Here is a 15,405-nt window from a genome sequence, read left to right as displayed (position 1 = left end):
GCCGGTACAGCAGGAAGGTGTTGATCGCCTCCCCGGGAGCCAGCACCTGCACGGTGCTCCCGACGCCGCCCGAGATCGTCGGGCCGGCCAGGATCTGCTCGGCCGTGGATGCGTTCGGGTTGATGGCCGTGAGCTCGTTCACGTTGTAGGAAACGTTGAAGTTGCCGTCCCACGTGAAGCCGTCACCGCGGCCCTCGATCAGCCCGGCGTTCAGGGTGAACTCGAAGCCCTTGTTGTTCATCGTGCCGATGTTCGTCGTCACCACGTTGGAGAGGTTCGATCCACCGGCCACGTACACGTCGAAGATCAGGTCGTCGGTGTTCTTGGTGTAGAACTCGAACGACCCCCAGAACCGGTCCTGATTGATGCCGTAATCGAAGCCGAGGTTCCAGGATTCCGTCGTCTCCCACTTGATGTTCGGATCCGCGGCGCTCGGCCGGACCGTGCTCACGAACCCGTCTCCGAACTGGTACCGAACGAGCGGGTCGCCGAACACGTAGTCCTTGTACTGCTGGTAGTTCGGGAAGGCCTGGTTCCCGTTGATGCCCCACGACACGCGGAGCTTCAAGTTCGAGAGCCAGTCGGCCCCGTCCATGAACGACTCTTCCGACATCCGCCACGCCACGGCGGCGGAGGGGAAGTTACCCCACTTGTTGCCATCGCCGAACTTCGAAGAGCCGTCCGTTCGGAAGGTGGCCGTGAGCAGGTACTTGTCCTTGTAGCTGTAGTTGCCGCGCAGGAACCAGGAGGCGACCGCGCTCTCGTCCGTGGTCAGGAAGGTGCGCTCGAGCTCCGCGGAGGGAATGCCATCCACGCCGAGGAGGTCCGTGCTCAGCTGCTGCGCGTAGAACGACGGATACTGGCCGTCCAGGTGGTAATAGGCGTACCCACCGGTGACGTTCAGCGAGTTCGCGTCCCAGTTCGTGTTGTAGGTGAGGTACGTGTCGAGCGAGTATCCGAACTGGTTCGGGGTCGAACGGCTGACCGTACCGTTGAGGCCCCGGTTCACCTGATTCTTGTTGATGGACGGGGCGAACGTGCGCCTCTCGGAGTTGGTGGCGTCGTATCCGGCGCGGCCGGTGAGCGACAGGCCATCCAGCCACGGGAGCGCGTACTCGGCCGTCACGTTTCCGATGCTGCGGTAGGTGGTGCCTTCATCCACCACCGTCTCCAGCTCGCCCAGCGGGTTCACTCCGGCGAGCGGATCGTCCCACTCGAAGAACCCGGCGTACGGGCTCGCCGAATCGTACACGGGCTGCGTGGGTGCGAAGTTGTTGGCAGCCCCCACGACGAGCCCCGGCGTGAACTGATCGTCGTTTCTCGAGCCCAGGACGGACGCCTGCAGGCTGAGCCGGTCGTTGAACAGGAGCTGGTTGTAGGCCAGGTTCAGCGACACGCGCTGCGTCTCGGAGGCCTTGATCACGCCCTGCTGGTTCAGGTAGCCGAGCGCGACCCGGAAGCTCAGCTTCTCGGCCCCGCCCGCCACGGCCAGCGTCCCCTCGCCTCCGAAGGCGTTCTGGTACACGGCATCGCGCCAGTTCGTGTCGGCCGTGCCGAGGTAGATCAGCTGCTGCGGTGCCTGCGCCGCGACCACGTCGCGGAACTGCTGGGTGGTCAGGAGGTCCGGACGACCCGAGACGTTCGACCCGGAGAAGTTCCCGGTGAAGGTCACCTGCGTCTGTCCCGCGGAGCCCTTGCCCGACTTCGTGGTGATGAGCACCACGCCGTTCGCTCCCTGCGACCCGTAGATCGCGGTCGCCGAGGCGTCCTTCAGGACCGTGAAGGACTCGATGTCATCGGGATTCAGGAAGTTAAGCGGGTTCCGCCCGGAGGAAAGACCGCCGCCGACCGGGATCGGCACGCCGTCGATCACGTACAGCGGCTCGTTGCTCGCATTGACCGAGGTTCCGCCCCGGATCCGCATCGAGATGCCGCCGCCCGGCTCGCCGCCGTTGGCCTCGGTGACCTCGACGCCGGCCACCTTACCCCGGATCAGCTCCTCGGCACTCACCACGCGGCCGGTGTTGAAGGCCTCAGTCGGGACTTCCGTCACGACCCCGGTGAGGTCCTTCGTCTCCGTCTCACCGTAGCCGATGGCGATGATCGGGTCCATTTCCATGGGCGCCACGTACATCTGCACGGGCACCTCGGTTTCGGCGCCGGCCGCGACCGTGATCTGCGTCGTGAACGGCCGGTACCCGATCAGCGTCGCTTCCAGCTGATGGATGCCCGCCGGCACGTTCTGGATCAGGAAGAAGCCGCCGGAGCCGCTCAGGACCGACTGACCCGCCACGGTGACCGTGACGTCGGCCAGCGGAGCCGCGAAGCCCGCGTCCGTGACCCGGCCACGGACCGTGCCGGTCCCCTGCGCGTGCAGCTGACCGGCGAGCGCCACCGTAGCGACGAGCGCCATCAGCCAGTGTCGAACGTTCTTCGGATTCATGTGACTGCCTCCGCGGGTGAGAAATCATGCGGTGCCGCCCGGACACGATCGCGCCCTGAGACAAACTGTCCGCACTTGAGCAAGACTGTCAAGATCATGCTCGGCATGAGTCGATGTAACTCTGCTTCTTACAGTATTTTACGACGTCCGAATGGATATACTATGGGCAAGAGATGTGCCCGCGGAAGTTGGGGGGCTCCGGGGCGCTACGGCGCGCGCGCGTCCGTCGAAATCGGCTCGAGGTGGAAGCGGTTCAGACGCTGCACGTCGTACTCGTCGCGGACGATCGCCCACACCGTGTCGCCCCGGAAGACGGGGGGAGGCCAGCGGGGGGAAAAGCCCTCGGGGGCCGACACGCGGCCCAGGTATTCGCCGGTCGGCTCGAACACGTCGAAGCGCACCGGCTCGCGAAATGGGACGACGGCGCGGTTGAGGCGCTCCTCCTCGGCCTTCTGCTCGGCGGGGTCCATGTACCGGCGGGATGGAGACGGCACCTGCACCCAGATGCGGCCATCGTCGGCTGCGTGGAACTGCCAGTAGGCCGGCTTGTGACCGGGAATCGGAGGGCCGTTCCACTTCCAGCCCGGATAGCTCCGGCGGAAGTTGTCGGTGGCCGCCTCGCGCTCGGCGTCCGCCTCGGCCGGATCGACCGGCACGGCGTCCCAGGATTCTCGGGCGATCCGCAGGACGCCCTCGGGCCGCAGGAGGTCGAAGGAGTACTCCTCGTTGATCCCGACGATGAAGTAGCCCTCGGGGCTGTAGACCTCGACCTGCTGCGGACTGAACGGCACGTGGTTGATGCTGGTGCTCCCCTCCTTCTGCGCCGAGATCTGCGCCGACTCGTAGCCGAGGTCGGGGGTGAGGACCGTATCGACCGTGCCGTCCGGGTGGTAGCGGGCCAGGCCGGATTTCCACTCGAACACCGAGACCCCGAGGTTGACGACCGTGGGCGTCGACACGATGCCGGACGTCTCGGCAACCATCGGGTTGCTCGTGTTGAAGCTGCCCGCGATCCGGTAGAAGCCGACGTACTCGCCGTCCGGTGAGTAGAGCGTGATGCGTCCGGTCCCCGGGTCTCGAAGCGCCACGCGTCCATCGGGCAGGATCGCGAGGCCGGAATCCGGCTGTTTGTACTCGCCCGGTCCCTCCCCTTCCCGGCCGATGTCCCGCAGCCACTTCCCGTCCCGGCCGTACACGCGGAGGACCGGAACGTGTGAGTCGAACAGGTAGATTCGCCCCTCGGCGTCCACGTCGAAGGCACGTACGCTCCCGAACTGGTACTCGGGCTCCCCTTCCAGCACGCCGATGCTGAGGTCGGAGACCAACTCCCGATCCGAATCCCACACCTGTCCCCCGATCGTCGTCACCACGATCGTGTCGCCGACCGTGTCGACAGCCGCCTGCCAGCGCTCGGCGGACGCGGCGTCGTCCGACGCGCCCCCGCACGACACGGAGAGCGCCGACGCCAGCAGCAGGATCGGAGTGAGACGGGTGAGCCATACGGAGCGCGACGCGCAACGTGACGGCGGTACGGCGAGTCCTGGCATCAAGGCCTCCGGCGGATCGAATCCCGGGAGGGCGGCCCGGCTCGAGAGTGACCGCCCATGAAGCTTCGTCGCCCCTTAGACACGCTCGGTGGCCGGAGCGTTGGCGCGCGGTCTGCCGGTCAGCCGCGCTGCTGCAGGATCTCCTGAAGACGGTTCCGCGCTTCCTCCACCTGCGGCTGGAGCTCCGGGTCCGCATCCTGCCAGAAGTCGATCAGGCGGGCGTACAGCGAGGCCGCCTCGTCGAGGTCCCCGGCCTCGTCCCTCAGGCGCGCCAGCTCGAGTACGGCGATCGGCCGGTCGATCAGGGAGCGGAGGTAGACCTCGGCCGCCTCTTCATCGCCCAGCTCCAGGTTGAGGTCGGCGGCCCATTTCCGAAGGAGCTGGTTGAGCGGGTTCATGAACTGCCACCCGGTCGCCTCCTGCTGCAGGGGCTCGATGCGCGCGAGCGCGCCCGCCGGATCCCCCGTCGCCCACTGCGCCCGGGCCTCCGCCATCTCCGATGCCCGGCGCACGAACCGGGCGGTCGCCGAGTCTCCGGAGGCTTCGAGGAAATCGGCCTGATCGCGCCACCTCCGTGTGACGGCCAGAACATCCTCCTCCTGCCCCCGCTCCGCCGCCAGGAAGATCCTGGGCAGCACGAAGGGGCCCTGCAGCGCCGTGTCCGCGGGCGTCAGCGCGAGCTCGGAGGCCATGACCGGTTCGGGAACCGGAAGACCCGACACGTGGGCCAGGTAGACCTGGAACGGACGGGTGAACGCCACTGTCTCGTCCTCGAATACCTGCCAGAAGTCGTCCCAGCGACCCCGGTTCATCGCGATGCTCTGGCTCGCGATCAGAAGGCTGAACTCGGAGTCCTCGTCCAGCCCCCCCTTCAGCAGGCGGCGGATCGCCTCGGCCCGGATCGCCTGCATGGACGGGTTCCTCAGGTCCGCCGTGACCGTGGCGAGCGCGTTGCGGTCGCGGAAGGAGGCCGTGTCCAGCACTGCGAGGGCCGACTCCCGGGCGGCTTCGTCCCCGAACGCGAGGTCGAAGGCCAGCTCGTTCGATCGCAGGGTGGGGCTCGACGGAGAGATCGCGCGAAAGGCATCGATCCGCCGGCGCACCAGGGCGCTGTCGCCGAGGGCGAAGGCGTTCTCGATCAGGTGAATGTGCGTCGGACTCAGGGTGGGATCGAGCTCGATGGCCCGTCCGAACGCCCGCTCCGTCTCGGCCGGGGCATCCGCGAGCGCCTGATACCCGAGGTGGTAGTAGGTGTCTCCGAGCCCGTACCACGCCTCGACGTCGTCCGGATACTTCCGGGTCGCCTCTCCCAGGATCTCGAGCGCTTCATGCACGTCCCCACGCAGGAACGCGACGTTCCCCTCCACGAGGAGCCGCTCGCGCTCCGGAAGTCGGTCCGCCAGACGCAGGGCAGTCCGATGGTGACCGCCCGTACCGCCACTGCCCCTCTCCCACCCGTACGCCTTCGAGACCCTGTAATGCGCCATGGCGAAGGTGGAATCGATTCCGATGGCGCGTTGATACGCCTCGATCGCTTCGACGAATTCCGATCGGCGGTAATGGGCCTCGCCCTCCAGATAAGCCTTGAGCGCGTCCACCGAGGTCGTGGTCAGGCGCGCGAGGTCCACGCGGCTCGTCTCGGCATCGTCGGGCGTCGGCGTCACTCCCGCGATGGCCACCGTGAAACGGTCGATCAGGGCGAAGGCGCTGTCCCCCTGCACGGACCCGACCTCTCGCGCCTGCCCGAGACGCTGACCCGTCTCCACCTCGTACACGTCGGCCGACGCCTGCGTGCGGTCCCCGGCCGTCACCAGGTCCCCGATCACGGCGTAGCGCGCACCCGACTGGCGGGCCACATCCAGCGCCGTAGCGAGATCGGGCTCCGCATTCGCGCCCACTTCCGCGTCCCACCGGGCGAGCACCGTGCGGCTCGAGATCGTCCGGAGGCCGGCCAGGCCGTTCAGGTTGGTGGCCAGCGTATTCGCCATCCCTTCCCGCCAGAACTCGGACTCCGGGCCGCTGACCGCGAACGGGAGCACCGCGACGGCCGGCCCGGCCTCGCCGGCCTCTACGGCCCGAGGCCCCCGGAAGGTGACCTCCGGCCGGAGGACGAAGAAGGCGCCGACGACGAGCGCGCTGATCCCGACCAGGGCCAGGATCCCGCTCGGCCACCGTCTCGAGCGTGGCTGGGCGACGATCGCGTCGATCTCCTCGGGCTCCGGCGCTTCCGTCCGCTTCATCCCCTCCGGCGTGAGCTCGAACGCCCACGCCAGGACGAGCGCGATGGGGAACGCCAGAATGAGGAGGAGCGCGATCGCCCGGGTCACCGACTCCGGAAGCGCCAAAGCCGGCACCAGGATGTCGGCGACCTGGAGCACCACGAAAGCCACCGCGCCGTACACGGCCGCGACCTTGAACACGCGGCGGCGCTTCAGTTCTGCGAACAGTCTCTGATAGCGAGGAGTCTCGGACATTCGTCCGAAGATCGCCGCTGTTGAGCCCGAGGGAAAGGGTGCTGCAGGCGGATGTGACCGATCCGGCGCCCGGCAGGCGCCTGCCAACCTCCTCTCGGCACGCACCGTCCAACCGGTCGGCCACGCTCACGGCAGTCCGACGAGGAGTTCTCATGACCGACCTGATCCGCCAGGCGCGCATCGCCGTCCATTCCCTGTCCCGCACGCCAGTGGTGAGTGGAGCCGCCGTGGTGAGCCTCGCCCTCGGGCTGGGCGCCACGACGGCGGTGTTCAGCGCCGTGAGCGCCGCCCTGCTCGACGGCATGCCGTTCCGCGAGCCGGATCGCCTGGTGTCCGTCTTCCGGACCACGCCGCACTTCCGGAACGGTCCGTTCGCGCCCGGCAATTTCCTGGACCTCCGGGAGCAGACGGAGACCCTGGAATCGCTCGGCGCCGTCAGCTACGGCACCGCCCTGCTCAAGAGATCCGAGCGCACCTACCAGGTCGGGGCGCGAGCGCTGAGCCCGGACCTGTTCGCCACCCTGGGCGTCGATCCGCTGCACGGACGGCTGCTGCAGGCCGACGACGAGCGGCCGGACGCCCCGGCGGTGGCCGTCCTCGGCGCGGAGCTGTTCCGGACACGCTTCGGGGGCGATCCGTCGATCGTCGGGCAGTCGATCGATCTCGACGGCGAGACGCGGACGGTGGTCGGCGTCCTGCCTCCGGGGTTCCGCATCCCTCATCGCACTCGCTACATCGAGAGCGACGTATGGCTGCCGCTTCGATTCAGCCCGGAGCAGGCGGAGGTGAGGCGCAGCAACTACCTGCTCCTGGTCGGGCGGCTCGCCGATGGCCGGACCGTCGCGGAAGCACAGACCGAGCTCGCCGGCCTCCACGATGCTCTCGCGGAGATCTACCCCACCATCAGGGGCGAATCGGTTCGCGTCGGCTCCATGCGCGAGGAGTCCGCGGGACCGATCCGGGGCCCGTTGCTGATGCTGCTCGGAGCCGTCGGCCTGGTGCTGCTCATCGCCACGGCTAACGTCGCTTCGCTCCTGCTGGCCCGTGGCGCCCAGCGGAGCCACGAGGTGGCCCTGCGAACGGCCCTCGGAGCCACCCGTGGGTCGATCGTGCGCACGGTCCTCCTCGAGAGCACCGTGCTGGCCGTCGCCGGTGTCGCGTTCGCCCTCCTCGTCGCGTGGATCGGAGTCCAGCTGATCGGCAGGCTGGGGGCCCAGCTCTACCCGCAGCTGCAGGGGCTCGGCCTCGATCTACGGGTGTTCCTGTTCGCCATCGGGGCCACCGCCGTCGTCTCGCTGCTGGCCGGGGCGCTTCCCGGATGGCGGATCTCCGGGGCCGATCCGGCGAACGCGCTCCGTACCGGCAGCGCGCGCAGCGGCGTCTCGCGGTCGCAGAACCGTTTTCTCAAGGGCATCGTGGTGGCCGAGCTGGCCGCGTCGGCCGTCCTCCTGATCGGCGCCGGTCTGCTGATCAGCGCCTTTCTCGGGGTACTCGAACGGAGTCCCGGTTTCGAGACGGAATCGATGCTCACCATGGAGGTGAACGTCTCCCCGGCCCGCTACCGGGAGGTGAGCGTCGACGAGGGTTTCGTGCTGCCGGCCCTGGCGGCCCTCCGCAGCACTCCCGGGATCCGGGAGGCCGGGACTACGACGCTGATTCCCTATATGGGCTGGGGAAACAACTTCAACCTCCGCTACGAGGGGGTGGTCGGAGACGACACCCAGCTCCCGCTCACGGAGAGCCGGGTGGTTTCGCCGAGCTACTTCGGCGCGCTGGGCATCCGTCTTCTGGAAGGACGCCTCTTCACGGAGCGTGAGGCGGAGGGAGACGGACTTCCCACCCTCGTGGTGGTGAACCAGGCCCTCGTGGAGCGCGACTTTCCCGACGGCAGCGCTCTCGGAGCCCGGTTCCACACGTCCGACACCACCTTCGCCGAGATCATCGGCGTGGTGACGGACACGAGGAACTTCGGCCCGATCGACGACCCCCACCCCCAGGTCTACTGGAATCTGATCGGAAGCGGCCGTCGCGACACCCGGATCCCGCTGGTGGTGCGAGTCGAAGGATCGCCCGAGGCCAGGACCGGCGCGATCGTCGATGCCCTTCGCACGGTCGATCCGGACGTGGCGGTGACGAACGTGCGCTCGATGGACGCAGTGATCTCCGATTCGGTGCGGCGGCAGCGCTTCTTCATGATCCTGCTGGGCGGCTTCGCGGCCGTGGCGCTGGGACTCACGCTCACCGGCCTGTACGGGGTGATCAGCTACGCGGTGGCCCAGCGCACGCGAGAGATCGGGATCCGCTCCGCCCTCGGCTCGACGCGCGCGCAGACGCTTCGGCTCGTTCTGCGCGACGCCCTCGGTCTGGCCGGGATCGGACTGGCGATCGGAGCCGCGGCCGGTGTGCTCCTCACGCGTCTGCTCGAGGGGATGCTGTACGGCGTGAGCCCGCTCAGCCTGTCCGTTTGGGGCCTCGCCCTGTCGTGTCTCCTCGCGACGGCCGCGCTGGCGTCGACCGTTCCGGCGTTGCGGGCGGCGCGCGTCGATCCCTTGCGCGCGATCCGGTACGAGTAGCCTCTTTGGACACCGTCCGCCTCCCGCTTGAGGAGGCGGACCGGAGTCTGATGCCGGCCGCAAACCCGTCGACGTCGAAGGATTGATGCCCGCTCACGACAGCCGGTCGAAGGTCCGGGGCGCTTTCCGGACGGAACTCGAGGAGAGGAACCCGGATCCGGCCGACCGCCGGTGGGTGTTCATCCCGTACGACCAGACGACGGACCGGATCGGGCCGCTCTCGCGAATGGACCCGGCGAAGACCGGGATCGTGCTGGTCGAGAGCCCGTGGAAGGCCGCCCGCCGACCCTATCACAAGCAGAAGCTGGCCCTGATCCTCGCCAACCTGAGGCATTTCGCGCTCGAACAGGCTGAACGAGGCGTGGCGGTGAAGCACGTCGTCTCCCGGGGACCGTACTCCGAGGCGCTCGGCCCACTGGCCTCGGAGCTGGGCGGACTGACCATGATGCGAGCGGCGGAGCGGGAGCTCCGCGAGGACCTCGAAGGGCTGGTGGCCGATGGCAGAATCGAGGTGGCGCCCCACGAAGGCTGGCTCACCACGACCGAGCAGTTCGAGGCCAGTCAGGCGGAGGAGCCCCCGTGGAGAATGGACGCGTTCTACCGCCACGTCCGACGCGAGTCGGGCTGGTTGATGGAATCGGGACGTCCGGTAGGGGGCAAGTACAGCTTCGACGCTCACAACCGATCGCCGTGGCCGGGTGACCCGCCCGCTCCTGCGCCGCCCGCCCTCCCGCTCGACTTGATCAAGGAAGAGGTGCTCGACCTGGTGGAGTCGGAGTACGCCGACCACCCGGGCGCCCTCGTCCCGGAGGCTCTCACGGCCACGCGAGAAGACGCCGAGCGCGTGTGGTCATGGGCGAAGGACGAGTGCCTGCCCCATTTCGGTCCGTTCGAGGACGCGATGTCCGAGCGGTCGGACGGACTGTTCCACACGCGGATCTCCTTCCTGCTGCACGTGCACCGGTTGCTTCCGGCGAGGGTCATCCGGGAAGTCGCCGAGCTCGACATCCCGCTGGCCGGCAAGGAGGGATTCATCCGGCAGGTGATCGGGTGGCGGGAGTTCATGCGTCACGTGCACGAGCGGACGGACGGGTTTCGTCACGTCCCGACGCTCTCCGCTCTCGGGTCGACGAACCCGCTCCCGGAGGCATACTGGAACGCTTCCTCGGGACTGCGCTGCCTGGACACCGTGGTGGAGTCCGTGCTCCGGACCGGCTACTCCCACCACATCACCCGCCTGATGGTCCTGTCGAACATCGCCACGTTGCTCGACGTGTCCCCGAGAGAGCTCACCGACTGGTTCTGGGCCATGTACACGGATGCCTTCGACTGGGTCGTCGAACCCAACGTGCTCGGCATGGGCACCTTTGCCGCCGGGGACCTGATGACCACGAAGCCGTACGTATCGGGAGCCGCCTACATCCGGCGGATGAGCGACTACTGTGATTCCTGCGCCTTCGATCCGAAGAAGAACTGCCCCCTGACCGCCCTGTACTGGGCCTTCCTGGAACGACATGAAGAGGAGCTGAAAGGAAATCCCAGAATGCGACTTCCCCTCGCGTCCATGCGCAAGCGGGATCCGGAACGGAGAGCGCGGGACGGTGAGGTGTTCGAGAGGACCCGCGGGAGTCTGGATCGGGGCGAAAGACTCCGACCGGACGGATCGGCAGCCGAGGAAGGGTAGCTCGGGCCCCTACGGACAGCGCGCGGCGACCATCGGGAACTCGACCACCCGGGCCACGCCGTCCACCTCTCCCTCGATCCACGCCAGGACCGATCGGGGAGACATCCGCTCGTACACGATTCGCTGCGGGAAGTCATGCTCCGGAGCGGTGAAGCTCACGGAACGGTCGGTCAGCTCCTCGAGCGTGAAGACGGCCTCCGCCTGTCCGGAGGGGGCGGCGACGTAGACGAGGCTTCCGTCCCGCACCTCGATCCGCAGATACTCGTACTCGACGGTCCGTCCTTCCGCGACGCTGCGACTCATCCCGACGAGCGTACCGCCGGCAGGACGCATCCACTGCTCCTCCCGGCGGTACTCCGGTTCGTCGTGGGTCCAGCAACCGGCCAGCCAGTCCAGCGCGTCGACGGGGCTGGCCCCGGCCTCCACGCCCTCATCGTCTCCCGAATTCTTCTCCGGTCGATCGCCCCGGCGCAGCCACAGCACGGGCGCGGCACAGAGGATCGCGGCGACGATCAGCAGTTTGACGCGTATCCTGGCTCCGGTCATGGCTTCAAGGTCAGCCGGTCACATGGACGGCGCCATGTCGCTGTTCCACATGTCGCTGGCGATCTTCCACTTCCCGTTTTCCATCGTGTAGACGAGCGAGTAGTGGCCGTGATCGAGGTGAGAACCGTCGGCACCTGTGATCACATACATCCCTGTTTCTGCCGCCGCATCTCCCATCCCCCACACGTGGTCGGTCGTGAGTTCGGCGGTGTTCCCCGATTCGAGGGCCGCCGCCCAGAAGGCCTGGATGTTGTCCCTGCCCTGCACGGGCGCCGAGTTGGGCGGATGGAGGACCCCATCCTGAGCGTAAAGGGCGGCCACACCGGCGGCGTCGCCCGCGTTGAAGACCGTCTGGAAGGTCGGGGTCATCTCCTTGAGCGCCGCTTTCGCGTGGGCATCCTGCTGGGCGAAAACAGCTCCCGGCGCCAGGAAAAGGGCCAGGACGAGCATCGTTGCCGCTTTGCGCATCGTCGTAACTCCATCGGATGTGGATGGGAAACCTCGGGACAGGGGTAGAATGATCAAACCTCCGGCCCTGTCAAGCCGGAGCGACCGCGGCGGTATTCGTATTCACGGGCCGGTCACAGGGCGGGCCTCGTCGGACACGGAGCTGCGGAGCGCGTCGAGCGCATGAGCCAGTCGACCCCGCTCGTCGAGGAGGTGCTCACGCACGGCCCCCTTTCTCCGCAGCGCGAGGTACCGTCTCGCCAGCGAGAGGGACTTGTTCCAGCGATCTCGCACCACCTGCGTTACGATGGCCAGCGCCGGCAGAAGGACCGCCGCCGCGATCCCCCACACCGGCCCGAGCCACCAGGCCGCAGCCCCGGAGAGCGCCACAATCCAGAGAACGTACAGGGCACCGCCGCCGAGCAGCTTCCATGTGGACTGCCGCTCGACCGGGATGCCCGGCCGCGTCGAGAGCCAGTCCGTGACCCGGTAGGGCAGGAAGAACACGACGTGGCCCGCCGCCGATACCGGTCCACCGACGACCAGCAGCCCGAAGACGCGGAGGGTCCACCCCACCGTCGACCGCAGGGGGACGGTCCGGTCCAGATCCTGGGCGCGAACGCCATGCACGTCCAGAGTCCAGGCGAACTGCCGCACGTCCTCGAACAGCCGCTCGACCCGGCGTGGATCGGCTTCCCGAAGCCTGCTGAGGGTTTCGGAGGCCTCTCGGAGCCGTCGCGCCCGGACCTGCGGCGACGTGTCGAGCCCCTGCTCGGCCGCGTAGATGGCCTCCGCGCATTCGAGGACCTGCCGGTCTTCCACCCTCTCCAGGTTCACGGTGACCGCACGAAGACCCGCCTCGATCCGGCCGGTGAGCTCTCTCACCGCCTCGACGTCGGATTCGGGTCGGCCGGCGAGATCCTCCCACGAGACGGGGCGGCCAACGAGCGTGATGCACCGAGAGCGGAACGTCTGCTTCTGCCGAGCGACGATGCCGACGGGCACGATCGGAAACCGCAGGTCGCGCCGTTGGGCCGCTCCCAGACTGATGCGCGCCGCCCCGGTTCGGAGCCGCGCCAGAGAAGGTTCCGAGTGACTCAGGCCTTCGGGGAAGATGCCCACGGCGTCCCCGTTCTCGAGCGCCTCGTGCACGGCCTCGAACACCCGGGGGTTCCGATCCGTCAGCTCCGGGTCATCCTGCCGACGGTACACGGGAATCGCCCCGCCCGCCCGGACCAGCTTTCCGATCAGCGGCTCCTCGAACAGGGTGGCCTTGGCGAGAAAGCGGACCGGTCTGCGCACGGTGGCGGCCACCGCGATCGCGTCCACCAGCGAGTTGGGGTGATTGGCCACGAACAGGACCGGACCGGTGGCAGGAGGACGGCCTTCGGTGCTGAACCGGTAGAACAGGTGGACGGCCGCCCGGCACAGGGGCGCGAGGGCGGGAAGGAGCCACGCCCGGGAGCGATGGTTCATGGGAACAATCTACACCCTCGATGAAAAAAGAGGGCCTGCCGATACGTCGGCGACAGGCCCTCTCCGCGCTTTAGAAGGTTCGTCCCTCCGGAACCGGCGCGCCTTCAAGCTGCGATCAAATCCGCTGCCGGTCGACCGCTTCCGCTAAACTCGCGATCGGACATCCTTACCATACACGATGCGCCCGAACCCGCAACCCTGCTTGATTCTTGAACATTTCCCATAACGTTATGCATAGCTGACTGTTAATGTTTTATACCTAAACTCGTTTCGACGCGCAGAGGGAACCTCTCGGCCCCGGAGCGACCGTCCCCTCGAATCAGTCGTCCGCATCCGGGTCGGTGGGCCGGATGAACAGCATGCGGGCGAACTGGACGGCGCTCTGGAAGAGCGGCCACAGGAGACCGAGAAGGAGCACCGCCGGCTCCTCCCCGAACACGTTCAGGGCGTGCAGGAGAGAGACGCTGGCCACCAGCAGGTAACCGGCCAGCAGACTCCAGATGACGAACGTGTTGAAGAGCTCCGGTACGCGGCGATGGAACTTGAGAGTCTTGCGCACGCGGCTGGCCGGAAACCACAGGCAGAAGATGGCGAGCAGGGCACTTCCGATCCGGAACGCTCCCGGCACTCTCGCCGACACGAGCGCCAGGGCGATGAGGGCCAGGAAGGTGGAGGCGAGCGAGGGAACGAGCAGAATGAACAGGCGATACCGTTCGAGAGGCGTGAGCCGCCGCTGGTAGGTGCGGCTCAGCACCACCACGATTCCCGAGAAGCCCGCCAGTCCGATGGCCACTTCTGCGATCGTCGCGAGAGCTTCGGTCAAGTCCGCCATCGGTCAGCCTCCCCTGCTCTCTGCGGTGCAGCAGGATCGTGGTGGATCCGCGTGGGAGGAAGATCGGACGTCTGAACGGCTATGGGAAGGGCTGCCGTCGCGCGTGAGCAGCCCTAGGTTTGGGCTACGTGGAACCGGTCGGTCATTCGAAGAACTGAATCGAGGGAGCGTGACCCCGTGAGACCCTTCCCTTCCATTGCGATTCCCGCATGCGCCGCGGCGGTGCTTGGCATCGCCATGCCGGCTGCAGCGCAGGATGCCGGATCCGTCGAGACCCGTCTGCAGGCCATCCTCGACAGCGTCGTCGAGGACGGAGCCACGCCCGGGATCGCGATGCGTCTCGACGCTCCGTCGCTGGGACTCTCGTGGAGCGGGGTCGCGGGCGTGATCGACACGGAGACCGGTGCAGCGCTCCAGCGTGACCACGCCGTACGGATCGCCAGCAACACCAAGACGTTCGTGGCGGCGGCGACACTCCGACTGTGGGAGGACGGAGGTCTCGGCCTGGACGATCCCCTGTCGCTCTACCTTCCGGCGGAGTACGCCGGAATCCTTGCCGGGGACGGCTACGATCTCGATGCGATCACCATTCGTCACCTCCTCACGCACACGAGCGGCCTGTACGATTACGCGGACCGCGACCTCTTTCTCGAGGCCATTCTGGCCGACCCGCTGCACCGCTGGACACCCGCCGAGCAGCTGGAGCTGGCCGTGGAGTGGGGAGCCCCCTACGGAGCCCCCGGAGAGGTGTATCGCTACTCCGACACCGGTTACGTGGTGCTTGGTCTGATTCTGGAGGCAGCCACCGGACGACCCCTGGCGGAGGTGGTGCGCGACCAGGTCGGGCTCGACCGGCTGGGACTGGCTCACACGTGGTGGGAGACGCTGGAGGACCCGCCAGCCGGCGCCACGGACCGTGCGCACCAGTACCTGGGGGAGCGCGACACGTACGCGTGGGATCCTTCGCTCGACCTGTATGGGGGTGGCGGGCTCGTCTCGACGGCGGACGACCTGGCCACCTTCATGCGCGCCCTCTTCGTGGGCGGCGTGTACCGTGACATTGCCACGGCGGACACGATGCTGACGACGGTGGACGGGGCCGTGGCGGGACCGGACCTGTCCGGCAGCCCCATGGTGCCCGGTCGCTACCGGATGGGTGTGGAAGTCCGCGACTTCGGGGGACTCACGCTCTACATGCACACGGGGTTCTGGGGCACTCTGGCCGCCTACTTCCCGGGACAGGACATCGCGGTCGCCATCGCCGTCACCCAGCAGCAGTCCGGAGCGCTCTTCCGCGTCTTCGTGGACGCGATCACCGCGCTGGAGGAGGCTGCGTTGCCACCGGAGGACGCTCCGTAGAGGCAGGGGCCTCGCACGCCATTG

General features: G+C 67.7%; 10 protein-coding genes. 3 read left to right on the top strand and 7 right to left on the bottom strand.

What is annotated here, in order from left to right; translation table 11 throughout:
• The 3 genes from AC36XV_RS01045 to AC36XV_RS01035 form a co-directional block, all read right to left on the bottom strand.
• A partial coding sequence (locus AC36XV_RS01045) for a SusC/RagA family TonB-linked outer membrane protein (protein WP_492201829.1) occupies nucleotides 1–2,443 on the bottom strand: 2,443 nt, incomplete at its 3' end.
• A gap of 206 nt (nucleotides 2,444–2,649) precedes the next feature.
• Nucleotides 2,650–3,990, bottom strand: coding sequence for a 6-bladed beta-propeller (locus AC36XV_RS01040; RefSeq protein ID WP_492201828.1), 1,341 nt, complete (start codon nucleotides 3,988–3,990; stop codon nucleotides 2,650–2,652).
• A gap of 119 nt (nucleotides 3,991–4,109) precedes the next feature.
• Nucleotides 4,110–6,464: a tetratricopeptide repeat protein gene (locus AC36XV_RS01035; RefSeq protein WP_492201827.1), complete on the bottom strand. Its 2,355-nt coding sequence runs from the start codon at nucleotides 6,462–6,464 to the stop codon at nucleotides 4,110–4,112.
• A gap of 152 nt (nucleotides 6,465–6,616) precedes the next feature.
• On the opposite strand from AC36XV_RS01035, the gene AC36XV_RS01030 reads away from it, so the two are divergent.
• Nucleotides 6,617–9,037 (top strand): ABC transporter permease, encoded by a 2,421-nt coding sequence (locus AC36XV_RS01030; RefSeq protein ID WP_492201826.1) that lies wholly within the window; start codon nucleotides 6,617–6,619, stop codon nucleotides 9,035–9,037.
• 85 nt (nucleotides 9,038–9,122) lie between these two features.
• Complete coding sequence (locus tag AC36XV_RS01025; protein ID WP_492201825.1) at nucleotides 9,123–10,721, top strand: cryptochrome/photolyase family protein; 1,599 nt, start codon at nucleotides 9,123–9,125, stop codon at nucleotides 10,719–10,721.
• A gap of 9 nt (nucleotides 10,722–10,730) precedes the next feature.
• Here AC36XV_RS01025 and AC36XV_RS01020 read toward each other — a convergent pair whose 3' ends face one another.
• The 4 genes from AC36XV_RS01020 to AC36XV_RS01005 all read right to left on the bottom strand — a co-directional run bounded on the left by AC36XV_RS01020 (nucleotide 10,731) and on the right by AC36XV_RS01005 (nucleotide 14,022).
• On the bottom strand, nucleotides 10,731–11,267 hold the full coding sequence (locus AC36XV_RS01020; protein ID WP_492201824.1) for a DUF6265 family protein: 537 nt from the start codon (nucleotides 11,265–11,267) through the stop codon (nucleotides 10,731–10,733).
• A gap of 18 nt (nucleotides 11,268–11,285) precedes the next feature.
• Entirely contained in the window at nucleotides 11,286–11,735 is a 450-nt protein-coding gene (locus tag AC36XV_RS01015) for a YybH family protein (protein WP_492201823.1), read from the bottom strand.
• A gap of 102 nt (nucleotides 11,736–11,837) precedes the next feature.
• A complete protein-coding gene (locus AC36XV_RS01010; RefSeq protein WP_492201822.1) occupies nucleotides 11,838–13,190 on the bottom strand; it encodes a lysophospholipid acyltransferase family protein in 1,353 nt (450 codons plus the stop codon).
• Between the two features lie 319 nt (nucleotides 13,191–13,509).
• A complete protein-coding gene (locus AC36XV_RS01005; RefSeq protein ID WP_492201821.1) occupies nucleotides 13,510–14,022 on the bottom strand; it encodes a hypothetical protein in 513 nt (170 codons plus the stop codon).
• Between the two features lie 177 nt (nucleotides 14,023–14,199).
• Between AC36XV_RS01005 and AC36XV_RS01000 the strand changes: the two genes are divergently transcribed.
• Nucleotides 14,200–15,381 (top strand): serine hydrolase domain-containing protein, encoded by a 1,182-nt coding sequence (locus AC36XV_RS01000; protein ID WP_492201820.1) that lies wholly within the window; start codon nucleotides 14,200–14,202, stop codon nucleotides 15,379–15,381.
• The last annotated feature ends 24 nt before the right edge of the window (nucleotides 15,382–15,405 follow it).

The organism is Candidatus Benthicola sp., from assembly GCF_058719085.1.
This window is presented reverse-complemented; position numbering and strand designations above follow the sequence as displayed.

Coding starts and splice junctions, on each gene's coding strand:
- AC36XV_RS01040 (WP_492201828.1), bottom strand. CDS start 3,990: ATGCCAGGACTCGCCGTACCGCCGTCACGTTGCGCGTCGCGCTCCGTA.
- AC36XV_RS01035 (WP_492201827.1), bottom strand. CDS start 6,464: ATGTCCGAGACTCCTCGCTATCAGAGACTGTTCGCAGAACTGAAGCGC.
- AC36XV_RS01030 (WP_492201826.1), top strand. CDS start 6,617: ATGACCGACCTGATCCGCCAGGCGCGCATCGCCGTCCATTCCCTGTCC.
- AC36XV_RS01025 (WP_492201825.1), top strand. CDS start 9,123: ATGCCCGCTCACGACAGCCGGTCGAAGGTCCGGGGCGCTTTCCGGACG.
- AC36XV_RS01020 (WP_492201824.1), bottom strand. CDS start 11,267: ATGACCGGAGCCAGGATACGCGTCAAACTGCTGATCGTCGCCGCGATC.
- AC36XV_RS01015 (WP_492201823.1), bottom strand. CDS start 11,735: ATGCGCAAAGCGGCAACGATGCTCGTCCTGGCCCTTTTCCTGGCGCCG.
- AC36XV_RS01010 (WP_492201822.1), bottom strand. CDS start 13,190: ATGAACCATCGCTCCCGGGCGTGGCTCCTTCCCGCCCTCGCGCCCCTG.
- AC36XV_RS01005 (WP_492201821.1), bottom strand. CDS start 14,022: ATGGCGGACTTGACCGAAGCTCTCGCGACGATCGCAGAAGTGGCCATC.